Origin of the sequence: Micromonospora sp. NPDC047527 (assembly GCF_040643015.1) — a bacterium.
GTDB lineage: Bacteria > Actinomycetota > Actinomycetes > Mycobacteriales > Micromonosporaceae > Micromonospora.
Genome location: NZ_JBEYTK010000012.1, coordinates 24,192 through 39,174, shown reverse-complemented (window position 1 = coordinate 39,174; position 14,983 = coordinate 24,192). Strand labels below are relative to the sequence as shown.

At 72.7% G+C, this 14,983-nt stretch carries 17 protein-coding genes; 6 read left to right on the top strand and 11 right to left on the bottom strand.

Features of this window, described 5'->3' with window-relative positions:
- Positions 1–26: 26 nt before the first annotated feature.
- From ABZ808_RS29525 to nadD, 5 genes are all read right to left on the bottom strand, one after another.
- A complete protein-coding gene (locus tag ABZ808_RS29525) occupies positions 27–800 on the bottom strand; it encodes an SDR family oxidoreductase (RefSeq protein ID WP_357012640.1) in 774 nt (257 codons plus the stop codon).
- A gap of 4 nt (positions 801–804) precedes the next feature.
- On the bottom strand, positions 805–1,659 hold the full coding sequence (locus ABZ808_RS29520) for a DegV family protein (RefSeq protein ID WP_357012639.1): 855 nt from the start codon (positions 1,657–1,659) through the stop codon (positions 805–807).
- Between the two features lie 71 nt (positions 1,660–1,730).
- The gene (locus ABZ808_RS29515; RefSeq protein WP_357012638.1) at positions 1,731–2,390 is read right to left on the bottom strand and encodes a histidine phosphatase family protein; all 660 of its coding nucleotides are present in this window, start codon (positions 2,388–2,390) and stop codon (positions 1,731–1,733) included.
- The gene (rsfS, locus tag ABZ808_RS29510; protein ID WP_357012637.1) at positions 2,387–2,791 is read right to left on the bottom strand and encodes a ribosome silencing factor; all 405 of its coding nucleotides are present in this window, start codon (positions 2,789–2,791) and stop codon (positions 2,387–2,389) included. The genes ABZ808_RS29515 and rsfS overlap by 4 nt, the downstream gene beginning before the upstream one ends.
- Before the next feature lie 110 nt (positions 2,792–2,901).
- On the bottom strand, positions 2,902–3,498 hold the full coding sequence (gene nadD / locus ABZ808_RS29505; protein ID WP_357012636.1) for a nicotinate-nucleotide adenylyltransferase: 597 nt from the start codon (positions 3,496–3,498) through the stop codon (positions 2,902–2,904).
- A 178-nt stretch (positions 3,499–3,676) separates the two neighbouring features.
- Between nadD and ABZ808_RS29500 the strand changes: the two genes are divergently transcribed.
- Both ABZ808_RS29500 and ABZ808_RS29495 read left to right on the top strand, forming a co-directional pair.
- The gene (locus ABZ808_RS29500) at positions 3,677–4,336 is read left to right on the top strand and encodes a PadR family transcriptional regulator (protein WP_357012635.1); all 660 of its coding nucleotides are present in this window, start codon (positions 3,677–3,679) and stop codon (positions 4,334–4,336) included.
- Positions 4,337–4,494: 158 nt separating this feature from the next.
- On the top strand, positions 4,495–5,709 hold the full coding sequence (locus tag ABZ808_RS29495; protein ID WP_357012634.1) for an FAD-dependent monooxygenase: 1,215 nt from the start codon (positions 4,495–4,497) through the stop codon (positions 5,707–5,709).
- Positions 5,710–5,757: 48 nt separating this feature from the next.
- On the opposite strand, the gene pepN is transcribed toward ABZ808_RS29495, so the two are convergent.
- Positions 5,758–8,274, bottom strand: coding sequence for an aminopeptidase N (gene pepN / locus ABZ808_RS29490; protein ID WP_357012633.1), 2,517 nt, complete (start codon positions 8,272–8,274; stop codon positions 5,758–5,760).
- Between the two features lie 69 nt (positions 8,275–8,343).
- Between pepN and ABZ808_RS29485 the strand changes: the two genes are divergently transcribed.
- The gene (locus tag ABZ808_RS29485) at positions 8,344–8,562 is read left to right on the top strand and encodes a DUF397 domain-containing protein (protein ID WP_357012632.1); all 219 of its coding nucleotides are present in this window, start codon (positions 8,344–8,346) and stop codon (positions 8,560–8,562) included.
- A gap of 18 nt (positions 8,563–8,580) precedes the next feature.
- Here the strand turns inward: ABZ808_RS29485 and ABZ808_RS29480 are convergent, their stop codons facing one another.
- A complete protein-coding gene (locus tag ABZ808_RS29480; protein ID WP_357012630.1) occupies positions 8,581–8,988 on the bottom strand; it encodes a hypothetical protein in 408 nt (135 codons plus the stop codon).
- A gap of 199 nt (positions 8,989–9,187) precedes the next feature.
- On the opposite strand from ABZ808_RS29480, the gene ABZ808_RS29475 reads away from it, so the two are divergent.
- Both ABZ808_RS29475 and ABZ808_RS29470 read left to right on the top strand, forming a co-directional pair.
- The gene (locus ABZ808_RS29475) at positions 9,188–10,432 is read left to right on the top strand and encodes a cytochrome P450 (protein WP_357012629.1); all 1,245 of its coding nucleotides are present in this window, start codon (positions 9,188–9,190) and stop codon (positions 10,430–10,432) included.
- 106 nt (positions 10,433–10,538) lie between these two features.
- Positions 10,539–11,645 (top strand): glycosyltransferase family 2 protein, encoded by a 1,107-nt coding sequence (locus tag ABZ808_RS29470; RefSeq protein ID WP_357012628.1) that lies wholly within the window; start codon positions 10,539–10,541, stop codon positions 11,643–11,645.
- 99 nt (positions 11,646–11,744) lie between these two features.
- Here ABZ808_RS29470 and ABZ808_RS29465 read toward each other — a convergent pair whose 3' ends face one another.
- Genes ABZ808_RS29465 through ABZ808_RS29455 form a run of 3 tightly spaced genes read right to left on the bottom strand, consistent with a single transcriptional unit; the run spans position 11,745 to position 13,700 of the window.
- A complete protein-coding gene (locus ABZ808_RS29465; protein ID WP_357012627.1) occupies positions 11,745–12,383 on the bottom strand; it encodes a DUF3618 domain-containing protein in 639 nt (212 codons plus the stop codon).
- Positions 12,380–12,847 carry a phage holin family protein gene (locus tag ABZ808_RS29460; protein WP_355598036.1) on the bottom strand — a complete coding sequence of 156 codons (468 nt, stop codon included), beginning with the start codon at positions 12,845–12,847 and terminating at the stop codon, positions 12,380–12,382. The genes ABZ808_RS29465 and ABZ808_RS29460 overlap by 4 nt, the downstream gene beginning before the upstream one ends.
- A gap of 31 nt (positions 12,848–12,878) precedes the next feature.
- On the bottom strand, positions 12,879–13,700 hold the full coding sequence (locus ABZ808_RS29455; protein WP_357012626.1) for a hypothetical protein: 822 nt from the start codon (positions 13,698–13,700) through the stop codon (positions 12,879–12,881).
- A gap of 230 nt (positions 13,701–13,930) precedes the next feature.
- On the opposite strand from ABZ808_RS29455, the gene ABZ808_RS29450 reads away from it, so the two are divergent.
- On the top strand, positions 13,931–14,422 hold the full coding sequence (locus tag ABZ808_RS29450) for a DUF4383 domain-containing protein (protein ID WP_357012625.1): 492 nt from the start codon (positions 13,931–13,933) through the stop codon (positions 14,420–14,422).
- A gap of 96 nt (positions 14,423–14,518) precedes the next feature.
- Here the strand turns inward: ABZ808_RS29450 and ABZ808_RS29445 are convergent, their stop codons facing one another.
- The gene (locus tag ABZ808_RS29445) at positions 14,519–14,968 is read right to left on the bottom strand and encodes a GNAT family N-acetyltransferase (RefSeq protein WP_357012623.1); all 450 of its coding nucleotides are present in this window, start codon (positions 14,966–14,968) and stop codon (positions 14,519–14,521) included.
- Between the last annotated feature and the right edge of the window lie 15 nt (positions 14,969–14,983).

The window sequence follows — 14,983 nt, the reverse complement described above, 5'->3', positions numbered from 1 at the left end:
CGGGCCCAATCCGAGGCGGAAGCAGGTCAGCGGGCCTCCGGGTCGAGGCCGAGAACGGCCCGTCCCCCGTCCACCGGCAGGACGACCCCGTTGACGAAGCTCGCCGCCGGCGACAGCAGGTACGCGACGGCCTCGGCCACCTCGTCGGCCCGCCCGATACGGCCCACCGGGTGCAACCGGTTCAGCTCGGCGTCGATCCACTCGGCCTGGGAGGGTTCCTGGGCGGCGAGGAACTCGGCGTGCCGTTCGGTGGCGATCGAGCCGAGCGCGACGGCGTTGGCGCGGATGCCGTGCCGCCCGTACTCGACGGCCAGCGCCCGGGTCAGCCCTTCCACGGCGGCCTTGGCCGTGGCGTAGGGCAGAGCACCGGACACGGGCCGGCGGGCCTGGTGCGACGAGACGTTGACGATCGCGCCGCCGTTGCCCGCGGCGAGAAACCGGCGGACGGCGACGGCGGCGCCCACCACGGCGGGTCGCAGGTTCAGCCCGATCAGGTCCAGGATCGCGTCGGCCGAAACGGTGTGCAGCGCGGCGTCGCGGAACACGGCCGCGTTGTTGACCCAGCCGGTCAGCGGAGCGGCGCGTTCGGCAAGTTCAGCGGCGCGCTCGGCCACCGGCTCGGCACCGGCGTCGCCGACCACCGCGACAAGGCGGTCGGCGGCTGGGTCCCCGGCCAGCCAGTCGAGGGCGTCGCCGTCGCGCTCCACGACGACGACGGCGGCACCCGTCGCCACCAGCCGTCGCACCACGGCCCGACCGACGCCGCGGCCACCTCCGGTGACCACATAGGAGGCGGGCACCGGCTCAGCCGTCGGCGCGGCGGTGCACGACCACGCAGGCCAGCCCCGGGCCGGCGTGCGCGGCGACCACCGCCCCCGCCTCGGAGACGTACGTGTCGTGCACCCGGTCGCCGAGCCGCTCGGTGAGCGCGGCAAGCAGCGCCTCGGCCCGCTGCGGCGCGGCCAGGTGGTGCACCCCGAGGTCCACGTCGTCGTCTCCGGCCGCCTCGACGGCCAGGTCGACGAGTCGGGCCACTCCCCGACTGCCGGTGCGGACCTTCTCTCGCAGCACGATGGCCCCGTCCGGCATGTGCATGATCGGCTTGACCGACAGGGCGGTGCCGAACAGCGCTTCGGCCGCGTTGATCCGGCCGCCCCGGCGGAGGAACTCCAGCGTGTCGACGTAGAACCAGATGGTGGTCCGTGCGACGGCGGTGAGCGCGGCGTCACGTACACCGGCGAGGTCGGCGCCGCCCTCGGCGGCGGTGGCGGCCGCGATGGCCGGGAAACCGAGCCCCATGCCGGTGGAGCGGCTGTCGACGACCTCGACCCGGCCGTCGAAGTCGGCGGCGGCCAGCTGGGCCGCGTCGACGGTGCCGGACAGACCGGCGGAGATGTGCACCGACACGATCCCGTCGGCGCCGGCGTCGAGCAGCTGGCGGTACGTGCGGGCGAACTGCTCGGGCGCCGGCCGGGAGGTGGTCGCCGTGACCCGCCGGCCGCTCAACGCCCGGGTGGCGTCGGACGGCTGGGTCTCCACCCCCTCCAGCCCTTCCGCGCCGTTGAGCACGACGGTCAGCGGAACGACGGTCAGCCGGTGCCGCTGCACCAGCTCAGGCGGAAGGTAGGCGGTGGAGTCGGTGACGACCGCGACGGGCATGCCCGGCACGCTAGCCGATCGAGGCGTCGAACGCCGAGGCGCGGGCACGCCCAGCCTCGCCGGGACGACGCTCAGAACGCGTCGACGACGGCCGCGGCGGTGATCAGGCCGACGTTGTGCCCGCGCAGCTGCCAGCCCTGGACCTCGTGGGCCCGGCCGACCGCCGTCGCGCGAGGTGCGTGCCGCAACTCGGTCCAGTGACAGTTGGCCAGGGAGCCGAGGCCGCGCAGCACACCGGAGTCCCAGCCGAGAAGGTGACCAACGCCCTGCCGGGAGGCACCGCCATGGGTGGCGATCACCACCGTGCCGCCGGGGGCCGCGTCGGCCGCCTCCAGTAGCGCGGCGGCCACCCGCTCGCCGAGATCGTGCAGCGGTTCCAGGTCAGCGCCCGGGGCAGGGTCGCCGGCCCGCCAGCGGGCGTACTCGTCGGGGAAGCGCTCGGCGACCTCGGTGAGGTGCAGGCCCTGCCACTGGCCGAAGTGCCGCTCACGCAGTCGGGCGTCGGCGCGGACCGGCAGGCCGGTCAGCGCGGCCAACGCGTCGGCGGTCTCCGCGGCGCGGCTCAGGTCGCTGGACACGATGGCGTCGGGACGCAGCGACGCCAGCAGCGGCGCGGCGGCGCGAGCCTGGTCACGGCCCAGCTCGTTGAGGGGTACGTCGGTCTGCCCCTGGACGCGGTTGGCCGCGTTCCAGTCGGTGTTGCCGTGCCGCCAGACGATCAGCCGGGTCATTCGGCTGCGGCGGACCCGGCGTCGGCCTCGACCAGGTCGCGGTCGACGAACGGGATCGTGGGGCAGTCCTTCCAGAGGCGGTCGAGCCCGTAGAACTCGCGCTCCTCGGTGTGCTGGACGTGCACCACGATGTCGACGTAGTCGAGCAGCACCCACCGGCCACCACGCTCGCCCTCGCGCCGCACCGGCTTGGCCTTCTCCGGCAGCTCCAGCAGGCTCTCCTCGATGGCGTCGACGATGGCCAGCACCTGACGCTCGTTGGGTGCGGCGGCGAGCACGAACGCGTCGGTGATGGCGAGCTGGTCGCCGACGTCGATGATCGCGATGTCCTGCGCCTTCTTGTCGGCGGCGGCCTGGGCGGCTGCGATTGCCAGCTCGTGAGCGCGTTCGGAAACTGTCACCGTTCTCCTTCGATCAACCGTGCGATCCTCCAAGCGTCTCATACCCGGGGACGCCCCGACTCGTCAGTTCTGGTCGGTTAGGCGCACGAACGCGGCCATACCGGGCACGATCAGCGCTGATAGAGGCGGCGTTTGGCGATGTACTGCACCACACCGTCGGGCACCAGATACCAGACCGGTTCGCCTCGGGCCACCCTGGCGCGGCAGTCGGTCGACGAGATGGACATCGCGGGCACCTGGATCAGGCTGACCGTGTCCGCCGGCAGGTGTTTGTCGGTCAGCGGGAAGCCGGGCCGGGTCACCCCCACGAAGTGGGCCAGCTCGAAGATCTCGTCCAGGTCCTTCCAGGACAGGATGCGTTGCAGGGCGTCCGCGCCGGTGATGAAGAACAGTTGCACCTTGGGGCCGTACTCGGCCTGGATGTCGCGCAAGGTGTCGACCGTGTAGGTCGGCCCACTGCGGTCGATGTCGACCCGACTGACCTGGAAGCGAGGGTTGGAGGCGGTGGCGATGACGGTCATCAGGTACCGGTCCTCGGCCGGGCTGACCGGCTCGTCGGCCTTCTGCCACGGCTGCCCGGTGGGGACGAAGACCACCTCGTCCAGGCCGAACCGGTCGGCCACCTCACTGGCCGCGACGAGGTGCCCGTGGTGGATCGGGTCGAAGGTGCCACCCATGATCCCAATCCGCCGGATATCTTCCTCCACCCCGTGATCGTAGGCGGAGCGCCCTGGCCGGCCGATTCGGCCCGGCAGCACCCGCGTTGCCCCGGTTTCGAAGCAGCGCGACAGAGGGAGTGCTGGCCGACGCGAGGGGTCGCGCCACGACCACTCGCCGGCATATACTCGTCTGCGAGCAATCGGAAACGAGGACAGGAGGCGCGTCGTGCCGAAGCGGCGCAAGGTCGGCAACCTGCTGGCGCTGGCCGTGCTGTCCGCCCTGGTCCAGCGGCCGATGCACCCGTACGAGATCGCCACCACACTGCGCGCCTGGGGCAAGGACCAGGACATGGAGTTCAAGTGGGGGTCCTTCTACACGGTCGTCCGCAACCTGGACAAACACCAGTTGATCGAGGCTGTGGAGAGCGTCCGCGACAGCCGGCGTCCGGAACGCACCGTCTACCGGATCACCGAGGCGGGGCGGGCGGAGCTTGTCGACTGGGCCCGTGAGCTGGTCTCCACCCCGGTGCCGGAGCATCCCCGTTTCCGCGCCGGCCTCTCCGTGCTCGCCGCCCTGCACCCCGACGAGGCCACCGACCTGCTGCGCCAGCGACTCGATCTGCTGGAGGGCGCGATCCGCCAGGACCGCGACACGCTCGACGCACACCTGCGGGACATCCCACGGCTGTTCCTCGTCGAGTCGGAGTACGACCTGGCCATGCGGGCCGCGGAGGCAGCCTGGCTGCGGGCTCTGCTGGGCGAGCTGACCTCGGGCACCTACCCGGGCCTGGACACCTGGCGGGCCTTCCACGAGACCGGCGAGATGCCGGCCGAGCTGACCGAGTTGGCAGAAAGGACCAGCCGCGACCCCGACACCACCGACTGAAAGACGGCTCCGGCGGGGTGCGCCAACACCCCGCCGGAGCCCTACCTCGAACCGACACCTGTTGAGGCACCCGGCCCGAAGCGGCAAACACGAGGATAACCGGGTTCCCTCCCAGGTCGGTTCGCACGCGCACGACCGACGAACCCCAGGGAGAGAGCATGACCACCCTACGAACCGCGATCGTCATCGGCGGCGGCATCGCCGGGCCGGTGACGGCACTCGCGCTACGCCGCGCCGGCATCACCGCCACCGTCTACGAGGCGTACCCCGCCACCGCCAGTGCGGCCGGCGGCATCGGCGGCACCCTCGCGCTCGCGCCCAACGGCGTGGCGGCGCTGCGCACGGTCGGCGCGGACGAGGCGGTGACGGCGATCGCCACCCCGATCGAGCGCACCGCTATGGCCGTCGGCCGTCGACGCATCGACCTGCCCACACTGGCCGGGGTGCCGCCGCTGCGCGTGGTGCACCGGGCCGAGCTGTACCGCGTCCTGCACGACCGGGCGGTCACCGAGGGCGTCCCGTTCGCGTACGGCAAGCGGCTGGTCCACGCCGACCAGACCGACAGCGGTGTGACCGCCCGATTCGAGGACGGCAGCACCGCCACCGCCGACATCCTCGTCGGCGCCGACGGCATCCGGTCCACGGTCCGGGGCCTCATCGACCCGGCCGCGCCCGGCCCCCGGTTCACCGGCCTGCTCGGCTTCGAGGCGGTCGCCCGGCACGAGGTGGACGTCCAACCCGGCACGATGACGTTCGCGTTCGGCCGACGCGGCTACTACCTGTACTGGCCGGAGCCCGGCGGCGGCACCCGGTGGGGCGCCAACCTGCCGTACCAACGACCGCTGAGCCTCGTCGAGGCCCGCGCGGTGCCGGCGGCACAGTGGCTGGACACACTGCGCGAAAGCTACGGCGATGACGACCCGGGTCGACAGTTGACGGCGACAAGCGACGCCGACGAACTCCAGGTGGTCGGCGCGTTGCAGATCATGCCGCCGGTGCCGCACTGGCACCGAGGGCGGATGGTGCTGGTCGGCGACGCGGCGCATGCGCCGTCGAACAGCTCCGGGCAGGGAGCGTCGCTGGCCATCGAGAGCGGGGTGCAGCTCGCCCGCTGCCTGCGCGACCTGCCGGACGTGGAGTCGGCCCTGGCCGCGTTCGTGCGGCTGCGCCGTGCCCGGGTCGAAAAGGTCGCCGCCCGCGCCGCCCGCATCAACCAGGCCAAAGCGCCGGGGCCGGTCGCCCGGACGCTGATGCCGCTGCTGATGCCGCTGCTGACACGCACCGCCATGGACCCGGAGAAAACCGTCGCCGACGAGCAGCGCTACGTCATCGACTGGGACGCCCCGGTCACGGCGGACCCGGCGCTGCGCTGAGCCTCCGGGCGCGGGGTGACCCACCGGCCACCCCGCGCCCGACGCGTCTCAGGCCGCCCCGGCGGCCACCGCCGTCCGGGCGACCAGCGCGCGACGCAGGTCGTCGTCGGCGTCGGTGACCACCCGACGCAGACCCGGGGTCAGGTCGTCGCGGGCCAGCAGCGCCGCGGTCGCCTCCCGGGTCGGCTGCGCCACGGCGTAGTGGGGGAACGCCAGCTTCGCCACCCGGTCGGCCGTCCACGGGGTACGCCGACGGGCGGCGGCCGGCATCTCCGCGAAGTACCGCTCGACGTACGCGGCGGTCAACTCGGCCTGCTCGGGCTGCCAGAACCCCTCGGCCGTCGCCTCCAGCAGCCGATTGGACAGCTCGGCGCCCCCCACGATGACCTCCCAGGCCGCCTGCTTCGCGGCCGGATCCGGCAGGGCGGCCCGGCAACGGGCGGCCCGCTCGGCACCCGCAGAGCTGGGGTCGGCGGCGGCCTCGGCGGCGACCTCCGCCTCGCCGGCCGCGCCCAGCACCACGAGTCGACGCAGCACCGACCAGCGCAGCTCGGCGTCGACCTTCAGCCCGGCCGGCACGTCGCGGCCGGCGAGCCAGCCGGTGAGCAGATCCGCGTCGGTGGTCGCGGCGACCCAGGCCCGGGCTGCGGCGAGCTGGAGGGACTCCCCCGCCGGGGCACCGTCGAGCAGTTGACGGCACGCCCCGGCCACCCGGGCCAGCGCCGCCGACCGGGTCAGCGGGTCGAGGTAACGGTCGATCAGCGACCGGCTGAGCGTCAGCACGTCCTCCGCGATGATCACCTCGGTCTCGGCGGGCAGCGCGGCGACCATCAGGTCGACCAGGCCGGCGACCGGCCGCTCCCCGTCGGTCGCCGCGTCCAACGCCTCGCCCCAGAGCACCGCCCTGGTGAGGGGGTCGGCCAGTCTGGGCAGCACCAGCGGCACGGCGTCGGCCGACGCCGGGTCGAGGCGCACCTTGGCGAAGGTGAGGTCGCCGTCGTTGAGCAGCAGCAGCCGGGCCGCCGGAGCGCCGGTCAGCTCGCCGAGCACCGTCCGGCCGCCGACGGTGGCCGGGTCGAGGTCGACCTCGGCGCGCTCCGCCGTGCCGTCCATCGAGTAGCGGCCCACCCCGATCCGGTGCGGACGCAGCACCGGGTACGACTCGGGCGCGGTCTGCACCACGGCCACCTCGGTGTAGCGGCCGTGGGCGTCGACGGCGACCTCGGCGCGCAGCGTGTTGACCTGCGGGCTGCGCAGCCACCGCTCGGCCCAGTCGGACAGATCGCGACCGCTGGCGGCGGAGAGGCTGGCCAGCAGGTCGGCCAGGGTGGCGTTGCCGAAGCGATGCGCGGCGAAGTGCGCGTTCAGGCCGGCGAGGAACGCCTCGTCACCGAGCCACGCGACCAACTGCCGCAGCACGCTGGCGCCCTTGGCGTACGAGATGCCGTCGAAGTTGAGCAGGCCCTCGTCGGCGTCGGCCACCTCCACCGGGGCGACCGGGTGGGTGGACGGACGCTGGTCGGCGGCGTACCCCCAGGCCTTACGGCGCATGGCGAACGTCGTCCACGCCTGGTCGAAGCGGGTCGCCTCGGCGGTGACCCGGGTGCCCAGATATTCGGCGAAGGACTCGTTGAGCCACAGGTCGTCCCACCAGCGCATGGTGACCAGGTCACCGAACCACATGTGGGCCATCTCGTGGGCGATGGTCGTCGCCCGCTGCTCACGCTCGGTGTCGGTGACCGCCGAACGGAACACGTAGTCGTCGCGGAAGGTGACGATGCCGGGGTTCTCCATCGCGCCGGCGTTGAACTCCGGCACGAACGCCTGGTCGTACTTGCCGAACGGGTAGCGCTCGGTGAAAAGCTCGTGGAACCGGTCCAGGCACTGCCGGGTGATGGTGAAGATCTCTTCCGCGTCGGCGTCCAGGTGCTCGGCGAGCGACCGACGACAGTAGATGCCCAGCGGCACACCGTCGTGCTCGGCCCGCCGGACGTGGTAGGGCCCGGCGATCAGCGAGAAGAAGTACGTGGCCAGGGGCGCGGTCGGGGCGAACTCCCAGCGCCCCGGAGCCGGGTTGGCGGCCACCTCGGCGTTGCCGACGACCGTCCACTGCGGCGGGGCGGTCACCGTGAGCACGAACGACGCCTTCAGGTCGGGCTGGTCGAACGCGGCGAAGATGCGCTGCACGTTGTCGAGGAACGTCACGGCGTAGAGGTAGGTTTCGCCGTCGGCCGGGTCGACGAAGCGGTGCATCCCCTCCCCGGTGTTGGAGTAGGCCATCTCCGCCTCGACGACAAGCGTGTTCTCCGCGTCCAGGTCGCTGAGCGGGAGCCGGTTGTCGGCCAGCACGCCCGGGTCGAGGTCGCGGTCGTTGAGGCGTACACCCAGCAGGGTGGTGGGTTTGATCTCGGCGAAGGTCGCGGTGCCGGGGGTCGCCCGGAACCGGATCTCGACGCGGGAGCGGAACAGGTCGCCGCTGCCGGTCAGGTCGAGATCCACCTGGTAGGACTCGACAGTAATCGCCGCGCCACGCGCGGTCGCCTCTACACGGGTCAGGCTCGGCATCCGCTTATCCTGCCCGATGGGGATCGGCAATCGGTCACCACACGACCCTCGGCACTGGAGGAAAGAACCATGGCGCAGCACCCCAAGGGCGATTTCGACCTCTCCCGGGCAGTCTGGCAACGGGCTGAGGGTGACACCTCCGCCAGCGCGGTCGAGGTGGCCTTCGTCGACGACCTGATCGGGATGCGCAACTCCGCCGAGCCGGAGGGGCCGGTGCTCGTCTTCACGCAGGCCGAGTGGGACGCGTTCGTGGCCGGCGCGCAGGACGGCGAGTTCGACCTGGACTGACCGCGACCGGCGTCGCCGTCAGCCATCGGTGTCGCCGTCGGTGTCGCCCTCGCCCCAGCCAAGGCCGCCGGGGCCGGGGGCGTGGTGGAAGCCGGGATGGTCGGCGACGTCGACGCAGCGCTCACCGTCCGGGCCGACCGCCCCGCAGAACAGTCGTTCGGCCCGGTGCCAGGCGTCGGCCGGTGACAGGGCCGCCGCGCCGAGTGCCAACTCCGGGCGGAGCAGGCTCAACGCCTCCGCGTACGCCACCGCCACCTCGCGGGCGTCGGCCGGACCGGGCGCGGTGAAGCCCAGGTGCACGGTGAAGAACCGGTGCGGTCGGGTGGGCCGACCGGGCGGCCCGATCAGCGGCCGACCGTCGCGGCCCCCGCTCGGTGCCCCAGCCGACCGTCGCTGCCGCCAGTGCGGCGACCTGTTCTCCCGCATCGCGCCCTCCCCGTAGTCGTGGCCTCCAGGCCCGGCGCCGGCAGGCGGCGGCCCCACCAGCAGCCAACCAGGTTCCGCCGTCCCTGGGAGGGGCCAGCCGGCGCGCCGATCGGCGGGATTCAGCGGCGGCGACCGGGGTAGTCACGGCAGCAGGGCGGCAGGTGGTCGACGGCTGCCACGAGTGCGTGGGGAGACACCGATGGCGACCATGCCGGTCGACCGCAGCCCGGACAGCACCCTCGCGCTCCTGCGCTCCGGTTACCGGTTCATCGGTGAGCGCTGCGACCGGTACGGCAGCGACGTCTTCCAGACCCGAATCCTGCTGGCACCGACCATCTGCCTGCGCGGCAGGCCGGCGGCGACGCTGTTCTACGACACCGAGCGCTTCCAGCGGCAGAACGCGATGCCGCTGCGGGTGCAGCGCACGCTCACCGGGCGGGGCGGCGTGCAGGGCCTGGACGGCCCGGAGCACTCCGACCGCAAGGCGATGTTCATGTCGATCATGACGCCGGACAGCATCGGGCAGCTCGGGCAGCTCTTCGACGACGAGTGGCGGGCCAGGATCCCCGCCTGGGAGGCCGCCGGCCTGGTGACGCTCTACGACGAGGTGGGCCGCCTCCTGACCCGGGTGGTCTGCGCCTGGGCCGGGGTGCCGCTGGCCACGTCGCAGGTCGATCGGCGTGCCGTCGAGCTGCACGCCATGATCGAAGGCCCGGCCGTGGTCGGCCTCCGGCACTGGCGAGGGCTGCTCGCCCGCCGCCGAGCCGAGCGGTGGCTCGCCGACCGCATCGAGCGGGCCCGGGTCGGCACGGAACCGGCACCGGCCGGCAGTGCGCTGGACGTGATCGCCGAGCACCGCGACGCGCGGGGCGTGCTGCTCCCCCACCGGATCGCGGCGGTCGAACTGCTCAACGTGCTGCGACCGGTGGTCGCCGTGGACCGGTACATCGCCTTCGCCGCGCTCGCCCTGCACGACCATCCCGCCTGGCGGCAGCGAATCCGCGACGACGAGGCCACCGAACAGTTCGTCCAGGAGGTACGCCGCTACTACCCGTTCTTCCCGTCCGCCGCCGCCCGGGTCCGGCGCTCCTTCGACTGGGCGGGCCACCACTTCCCCCGGGGCCGCCGGGTGCTCCTCGACCTCTACGGCACCAACCACCACCCGGCGCTCTGGCTCGAGCCGGAGCTGTTCCGTCCGGAGCGGTTCGCCGGCCGCCGGGTGGACCCGTTCGAGCTGGTCCCGCAGGGCGGCGGGGACTACGCCACCGGGCACCGCTGCGCCGGCGAGTGGATCACCATCGACCTGATGAAGCGGGCGGTCACCAACCTGACCAGCGCCATGACCTACGACGTGCCGCCACAGGACCTGACCCTGGATCTGCGCCGAATGCCCGCCCTCCCGCCCAGCGGTATGACCCTCACCAACATCCGTCGCGCCGACTGACGCCGGTGTCCAGCCCACGACCGGCGGCTACCGCCGTACGCCTGGCCCGGACACTGCCATTCCCGGCCAGCGCTCCACGGCCGGTCGGCCGACGCTCGGATGCGACGTGAGCGCCCCGACCAGCGGCCCCACCGGCTCCGGGCGAGCCGGAAGCCGCCGCGACGTCAGACCCCAGTGCGCCGGCACGTCGCCGGTCCGACTACCGATGGCGTACGTGCTGCCGCTGCGCTGGCACTCCGACGTTGGCCTGACCGAGCTGACCGGCTATCTGCGCTGGCTGGCCGACCGGGTCGAGGTGCTCGTGGTCGACGGCTCGGCGCCGGACCTCTTCGCCCGACACGCCACGGCGTGGCACGGGCTGGTCCGGCACCTCACACCCGACCCCGCCCTGCGCGGGGCGAACGGCAAGGTGCTCGGGGTCCTCACCGGCGTGGCGGCGGCCGGCCACGAGCACGTAGTGATCGCCGACGACGACATCCGGTACGACGAGGCCGGGCTGCTCGCGACGCACCGGCTGCTCGACCGGGCGGACCTGGTACGCCCGCAGAACTACTTCGACCCGCTGCCCTGGCACGCCTGGTGGGACACCGGCCGGACGCTGCTCAACCGGGCGCTCGGGGCGGACTACCCGGGCACCCTCGCGGTGCGCCGAAGCACCTTCCTCGGCATGGGCGGGTACGACCCGGACGTGCTCTTCGAGAACCTGGAGCTGATCCGCACGGTGCGCGCCCACGGCGGCACGGAGGCCGCGCCGGCCTGGCTGTACGTCCGCCGGCTGCCGCCGGACACCGCGCACTTCCGGGGGCAGCGGGTCCGCCAGGCGTACGACGATCTGGCCCAGCCGGCCCGCCTGCTGACCGCGCTCGCGGTCGTGCCGGCGCTGGCCACGGCGGTCGCGGCCCGTCGGCCCGTGCTGCTGGTCGGCGCGGCGGCCAGTGTCGTCGCCCTGGCCGAGGTTGGTCGCCGTCGTGCCGGTGGCACCGCGGTCTTTCCGCCCCGCACGGCGCTGGCGGCTCCGGTCTGGCTGCTGGAACGCGGTGTGTGCGGCTGGCTGGCGGTCGGCCAGCGACTCCTGCTCGGCGGCGTCCGCTACGGCGACGCCCTGATCCGCCGAGCCGCCCACCAGACCCGAACCCTGCAAAAACACCCCCACCCCTCCCGCGATCTTGCACTTTCTGTCGGGACAAACCAGCCCCAAGGCGGCAAAAGCTAGACCGAAACTGCAAGATCGCGGGAGGAGAGGAGCTGGGACGCGACAGCTCGCGGGCACCGGGGTGGCCGCGAGCTGTCGCGATTGCGGTTCTTGGTGGGGTCAGGGGCTGACCTGCTGGGCATGGCCCTTGACGTCGTGCGCGGCCGACCTGCTGTCGTCCTTGACCGCGTGCACCGCGTCCTGGGCCGTGGTCTTCACCGAATCGGCGGCGCGCTGGGCCGGCTCGCGCAGCTCGTCCTTGAGCTCGCTCGCCACCTCGCCCAGCTTCTCCTTGACCACCCCGCTGTGCTCGCTGACCTTCTCCTTGACCTGCGCCGCGGCCTGCTGCTCCCGACGGGAGGCCGGGATCAGCGAGGAGGCCAGCCAGCCGACCCCGAACGCGATGAGCCCGGCCGCCAGCGGGTTGCCCTGGGACTTCTGCCGGATCACCCGGGGCGCGTCGTGCGCGGCGTCACTGACGGTCGAGGCCGCCGAGTGCGCGGCGTCGCTGACGCTGGAAGCCGCCGACGAGGCGCGGTCGCCCACCGAGTGCGCGGCGTGGCCGGTGCCGTGGCCGAGGTCGGATGCGGTTCCCATGACCTTGTCCCTCACATTCTGCAGCGCGGAGCGGGCCCGCTGCTTACGGTCGTCGACGATGCGGCTGGGGCTGACCTTGTACGCCAGCGCGTCCACATCGGAGCTGAGGCTGTTGCGGGTGGCTTCGATCTCCCGGCGGATCTGGTCGGGGTCGGTGCTCATCGGGTGACTCCCTCCGGGTGGGGTTTGAGCGCGTCGGGGATCCGCTGCACGCTGTCGTTGGTCTGCTTGAGCCCGCGTACGTGCTGGGCGTTCTGCTTGGCCTTGGAGTAGAGGACCGCGGCGACCACGGCCCAGATCACGGCCACGATCAGCGCGGCCAAACCGGAGTCCATGACGTTGTCCAGGAACTGCCACACGGCGATGGACACGAAGAGCGCCACCATGTACCCGCCGAAGCCGGCGCCACCGAAGAGCCCGGCGGCCTTGCCCGCCTTCTTGCCCTCCTGGCGGATCTCGGCCTTGGCCAGCTCGACCTCCTGGCGCATGAGCGTCGACAGGTCGGTGGTGACCTGACGCATCAGGTCACCGAGCGAGCTGCCCTTCACCTCCGCCGCGGTGTGCGGGGCACCCGCGTCGGGGTGGTATCCGGAGTCCAGTCCGGACCCCTGCGTCGGCATGGTCATGCCGTCGCCTCCCTTCGGATGACTCGGTGGCTCACGGGCGAGGGCTACCGGTGGACGGCACGCCCGGCAGCGGGTCGGTCTGGGTCACCGGCGGCAGCGGCTGGGTGGTGCCGGTCTGCTCCGGGTGGTTGGCCTGCCGCGGGTCGGCGTACTCGCCGGGCACCGGGTCGGTGTAGCCGCCGGAGGTCGGCTCGGTGTAGGTGCCGGGGGTCGGGTCGAGGTAGCCACCCGGCGGGACGGCGTCCGGCGCGGCGCGGGGTGCCGGCGGCGGCGTCGGGATCACGGCGGTCTGCTCCGGGTCGTACGCCCCGGCGCCTCGGTAGCCGGCCGATGCGTTGCCGGAGTCGTCGCCGGTGGCGGTGATGCCGCGGGTCAGACGGCCGGCCAGCACGCCGAGGACCGCCGCGCCAACCAGGAAGGTGCCCGGGTTGCGCCGCGCGTAGCCGCGTACCTCGTTGATCAGGTCGCCGGGCTCGCGCTCCTCAAGCCAGCCGGCCACGCCGTGCACCCGGTCGGCGGCCTGACGGGTCAGCTCGCTCACCGGGCCGGCCTGGCCACCCTGCTCGGCCATCGAGCGCATCTCGTCGGCGATCGAGCGCAGCCCGCCGGCGGCGCGCCGCTGCTGCTCACCGGTCTGGCTGGCGAGCTGGGTACGCGCCTCGCCGTAGAGGTCGCGGGCCTGCCGGGCCGCCTCGCGGCCGACCTCGGTGCCCTGCTCCTTGGCGGTGTGGGCGACCGCCCCACCGGCGTGCGCCGCCTCGGACCCGACCTGGCGGGCCTGCTCGCGAACGCCTCCGCCGTTGGCCGACTCCTGCCCGTACGTGGAAGACGTGGGTGAAAGATCGTAAGTCATGATTTCCCTTCCGCTCGGAAAGTCGTCGCGGTTGTGCTGGGGGATGCGACCGCGTCACCGTGGCCGCCGACAATTCACCTACCCTGCGTTTTCGCTTCCATACCTCTTCGCCCATTTCTCTGCGCGGCCGGCCGGATCGACTTCAAAATGGAGGATCGTCGGGCTGCGTCACGTCGCCGCTACGGACAGCGAGATTCGCGGGGCTGGCAGATCCACGGAGGGGGCAGGGGATGGCACGAGACGCGCGAGGTAGCGGACCTGCCGCGCAGCGGCCCCGGGTGCAGGTGGCCGCGCTGGCCGTGGCCGGGGCCTTCCTGCTGATCGGTGTCCTCGGTTTCATTCCCGGCATCACCACCGACTACGGCCAGTTGCGCTTCGCCGGGCATCACTCGGAGGCCAAGCTGCTCGGGCTGTTCCAGGTGTCGATCCTGCACAACGCGGTGCACCTGCTGTTCGGGCTGGTCGGCCTGGCGATGGCCCGCAGCATCGCCGGCGCTCGGCTGTTCCTGGCCGGTGGCGGCGCGATCTACCTGGCCCTCTGGCTGTACGGGCTGGTGGTCGAGGGGCTCGACGAGGCGGGCGGCGCGAACATCCTGCCGGTCAACAACGCCGACAACTGGTTGCACCTCGCGCTCGGCTTCGGCATGGTCGCGCTCGGGCTGCTGCTGTCCAACCAGGTGGGCACCGGCGGGCGACTGGACACCCCCTTCGACCGGCCCTGAGCTGCCCGTTCTGGGTTTCACGGCCACACCGGCACGGGTATCAGCGCGTCGCTGAACCCGTGCAGGAGGTGGAGATCCTGGCGACCGCCGTAGCCGTCAGGCCGCGACCGGCAACCGCTTGGCGAAGCAGACGCTGTACGGGTTACCCACGTACTCGCCGTACACCGGGATCCGGTCGTACCCGCACGAGGCGTACAACCCGAGGGCCGCGGGCAGGTACGTGCCGGTCTCCAGGCAGACCACCGAGTGGCCCTGCCGGAACGCCAACTCCTCCAGCGCGGCGAGCAACTGGCGGGCGATCCCCCGCCCCCGGTGCGCCGGTCGGACGTACATCCGCTTGATCTCGCCGGTGGCGGCGTCGAGCGACTGGAGGCCGCCGCAGGCGACCGCCTGACCGTTCGCCACCACCGCCAGGTAGCGGATGTCGTCGTGGGTGATGGTGACCTGCCCGTCCAGCCCGCCATCGGCCGCACGCAGCTCACGCTGCTGGGCGATGACCAGGGTGGCGATCTCGGGATCGGTGGCGGGCCGGGACTCGATCAGCATCACCCGACGTTAGGC

Excerpts from the sequence above, each read along its gene's own strand:
- ABZ808_RS29475 (WP_357012629.1), top strand. The coding sequence starts at position 9,188 with ATGGCGACCATGCCGGTCGACCGCAGCCCGGACAGCACCCTCGCGCTC.
- ABZ808_RS29515 (WP_357012638.1), bottom strand. The coding sequence starts at position 2,390 with ATGACCCGGCTGATCGTCTGGCGGCACGGCAACACCGACTGGAACGCG.
- ABZ808_RS29480 (WP_357012630.1), bottom strand. The coding sequence starts at position 8,988 with ATGCGGGAGAACAGGTCGCCGCACTGGCGGCAGCGACGGTCGGCTGGG.
- ABZ808_RS29495 (WP_357012634.1), top strand. The coding sequence starts at position 4,495 with ATGACCACCCTACGAACCGCGATCGTCATCGGCGGCGGCATCGCCGGG.
- ABZ808_RS29520 (WP_357012639.1), bottom strand. The coding sequence starts at position 1,659 with ATGCCCGTCGCGGTCGTCACCGACTCCACCGCCTACCTTCCGCCTGAG.
- pepN (WP_357012633.1), bottom strand. The coding sequence starts at position 8,274 with ATGCCGAGCCTGACCCGTGTAGAGGCGACCGCGCGTGGCGCGGCGATT.
- ABZ808_RS29455 (WP_357012626.1), bottom strand. The coding sequence starts at position 13,700 with ATGACTTACGATCTTTCACCCACGTCTTCCACGTACGGGCAGGAGTCG.
- ABZ808_RS29485 (WP_357012632.1), top strand. The coding sequence starts at position 8,344 with ATGGCGCAGCACCCCAAGGGCGATTTCGACCTCTCCCGGGCAGTCTGG.
- ABZ808_RS29460 (WP_355598036.1), bottom strand. The coding sequence starts at position 12,847 with ATGACCATGCCGACGCAGGGGTCCGGACTGGACTCCGGATACCACCCC.
- ABZ808_RS29445 (WP_357012623.1), bottom strand. The coding sequence starts at position 14,968 with ATGCTGATCGAGTCCCGGCCCGCCACCGATCCCGAGATCGCCACCCTG.
- ABZ808_RS29465 (WP_357012627.1), bottom strand. The coding sequence starts at position 12,383 with ATGAGCACCGACCCCGACCAGATCCGCCGGGAGATCGAAGCCACCCGC.
- ABZ808_RS29450 (WP_357012625.1), top strand. The coding sequence starts at position 13,931 with ATGGCACGAGACGCGCGAGGTAGCGGACCTGCCGCGCAGCGGCCCCGG.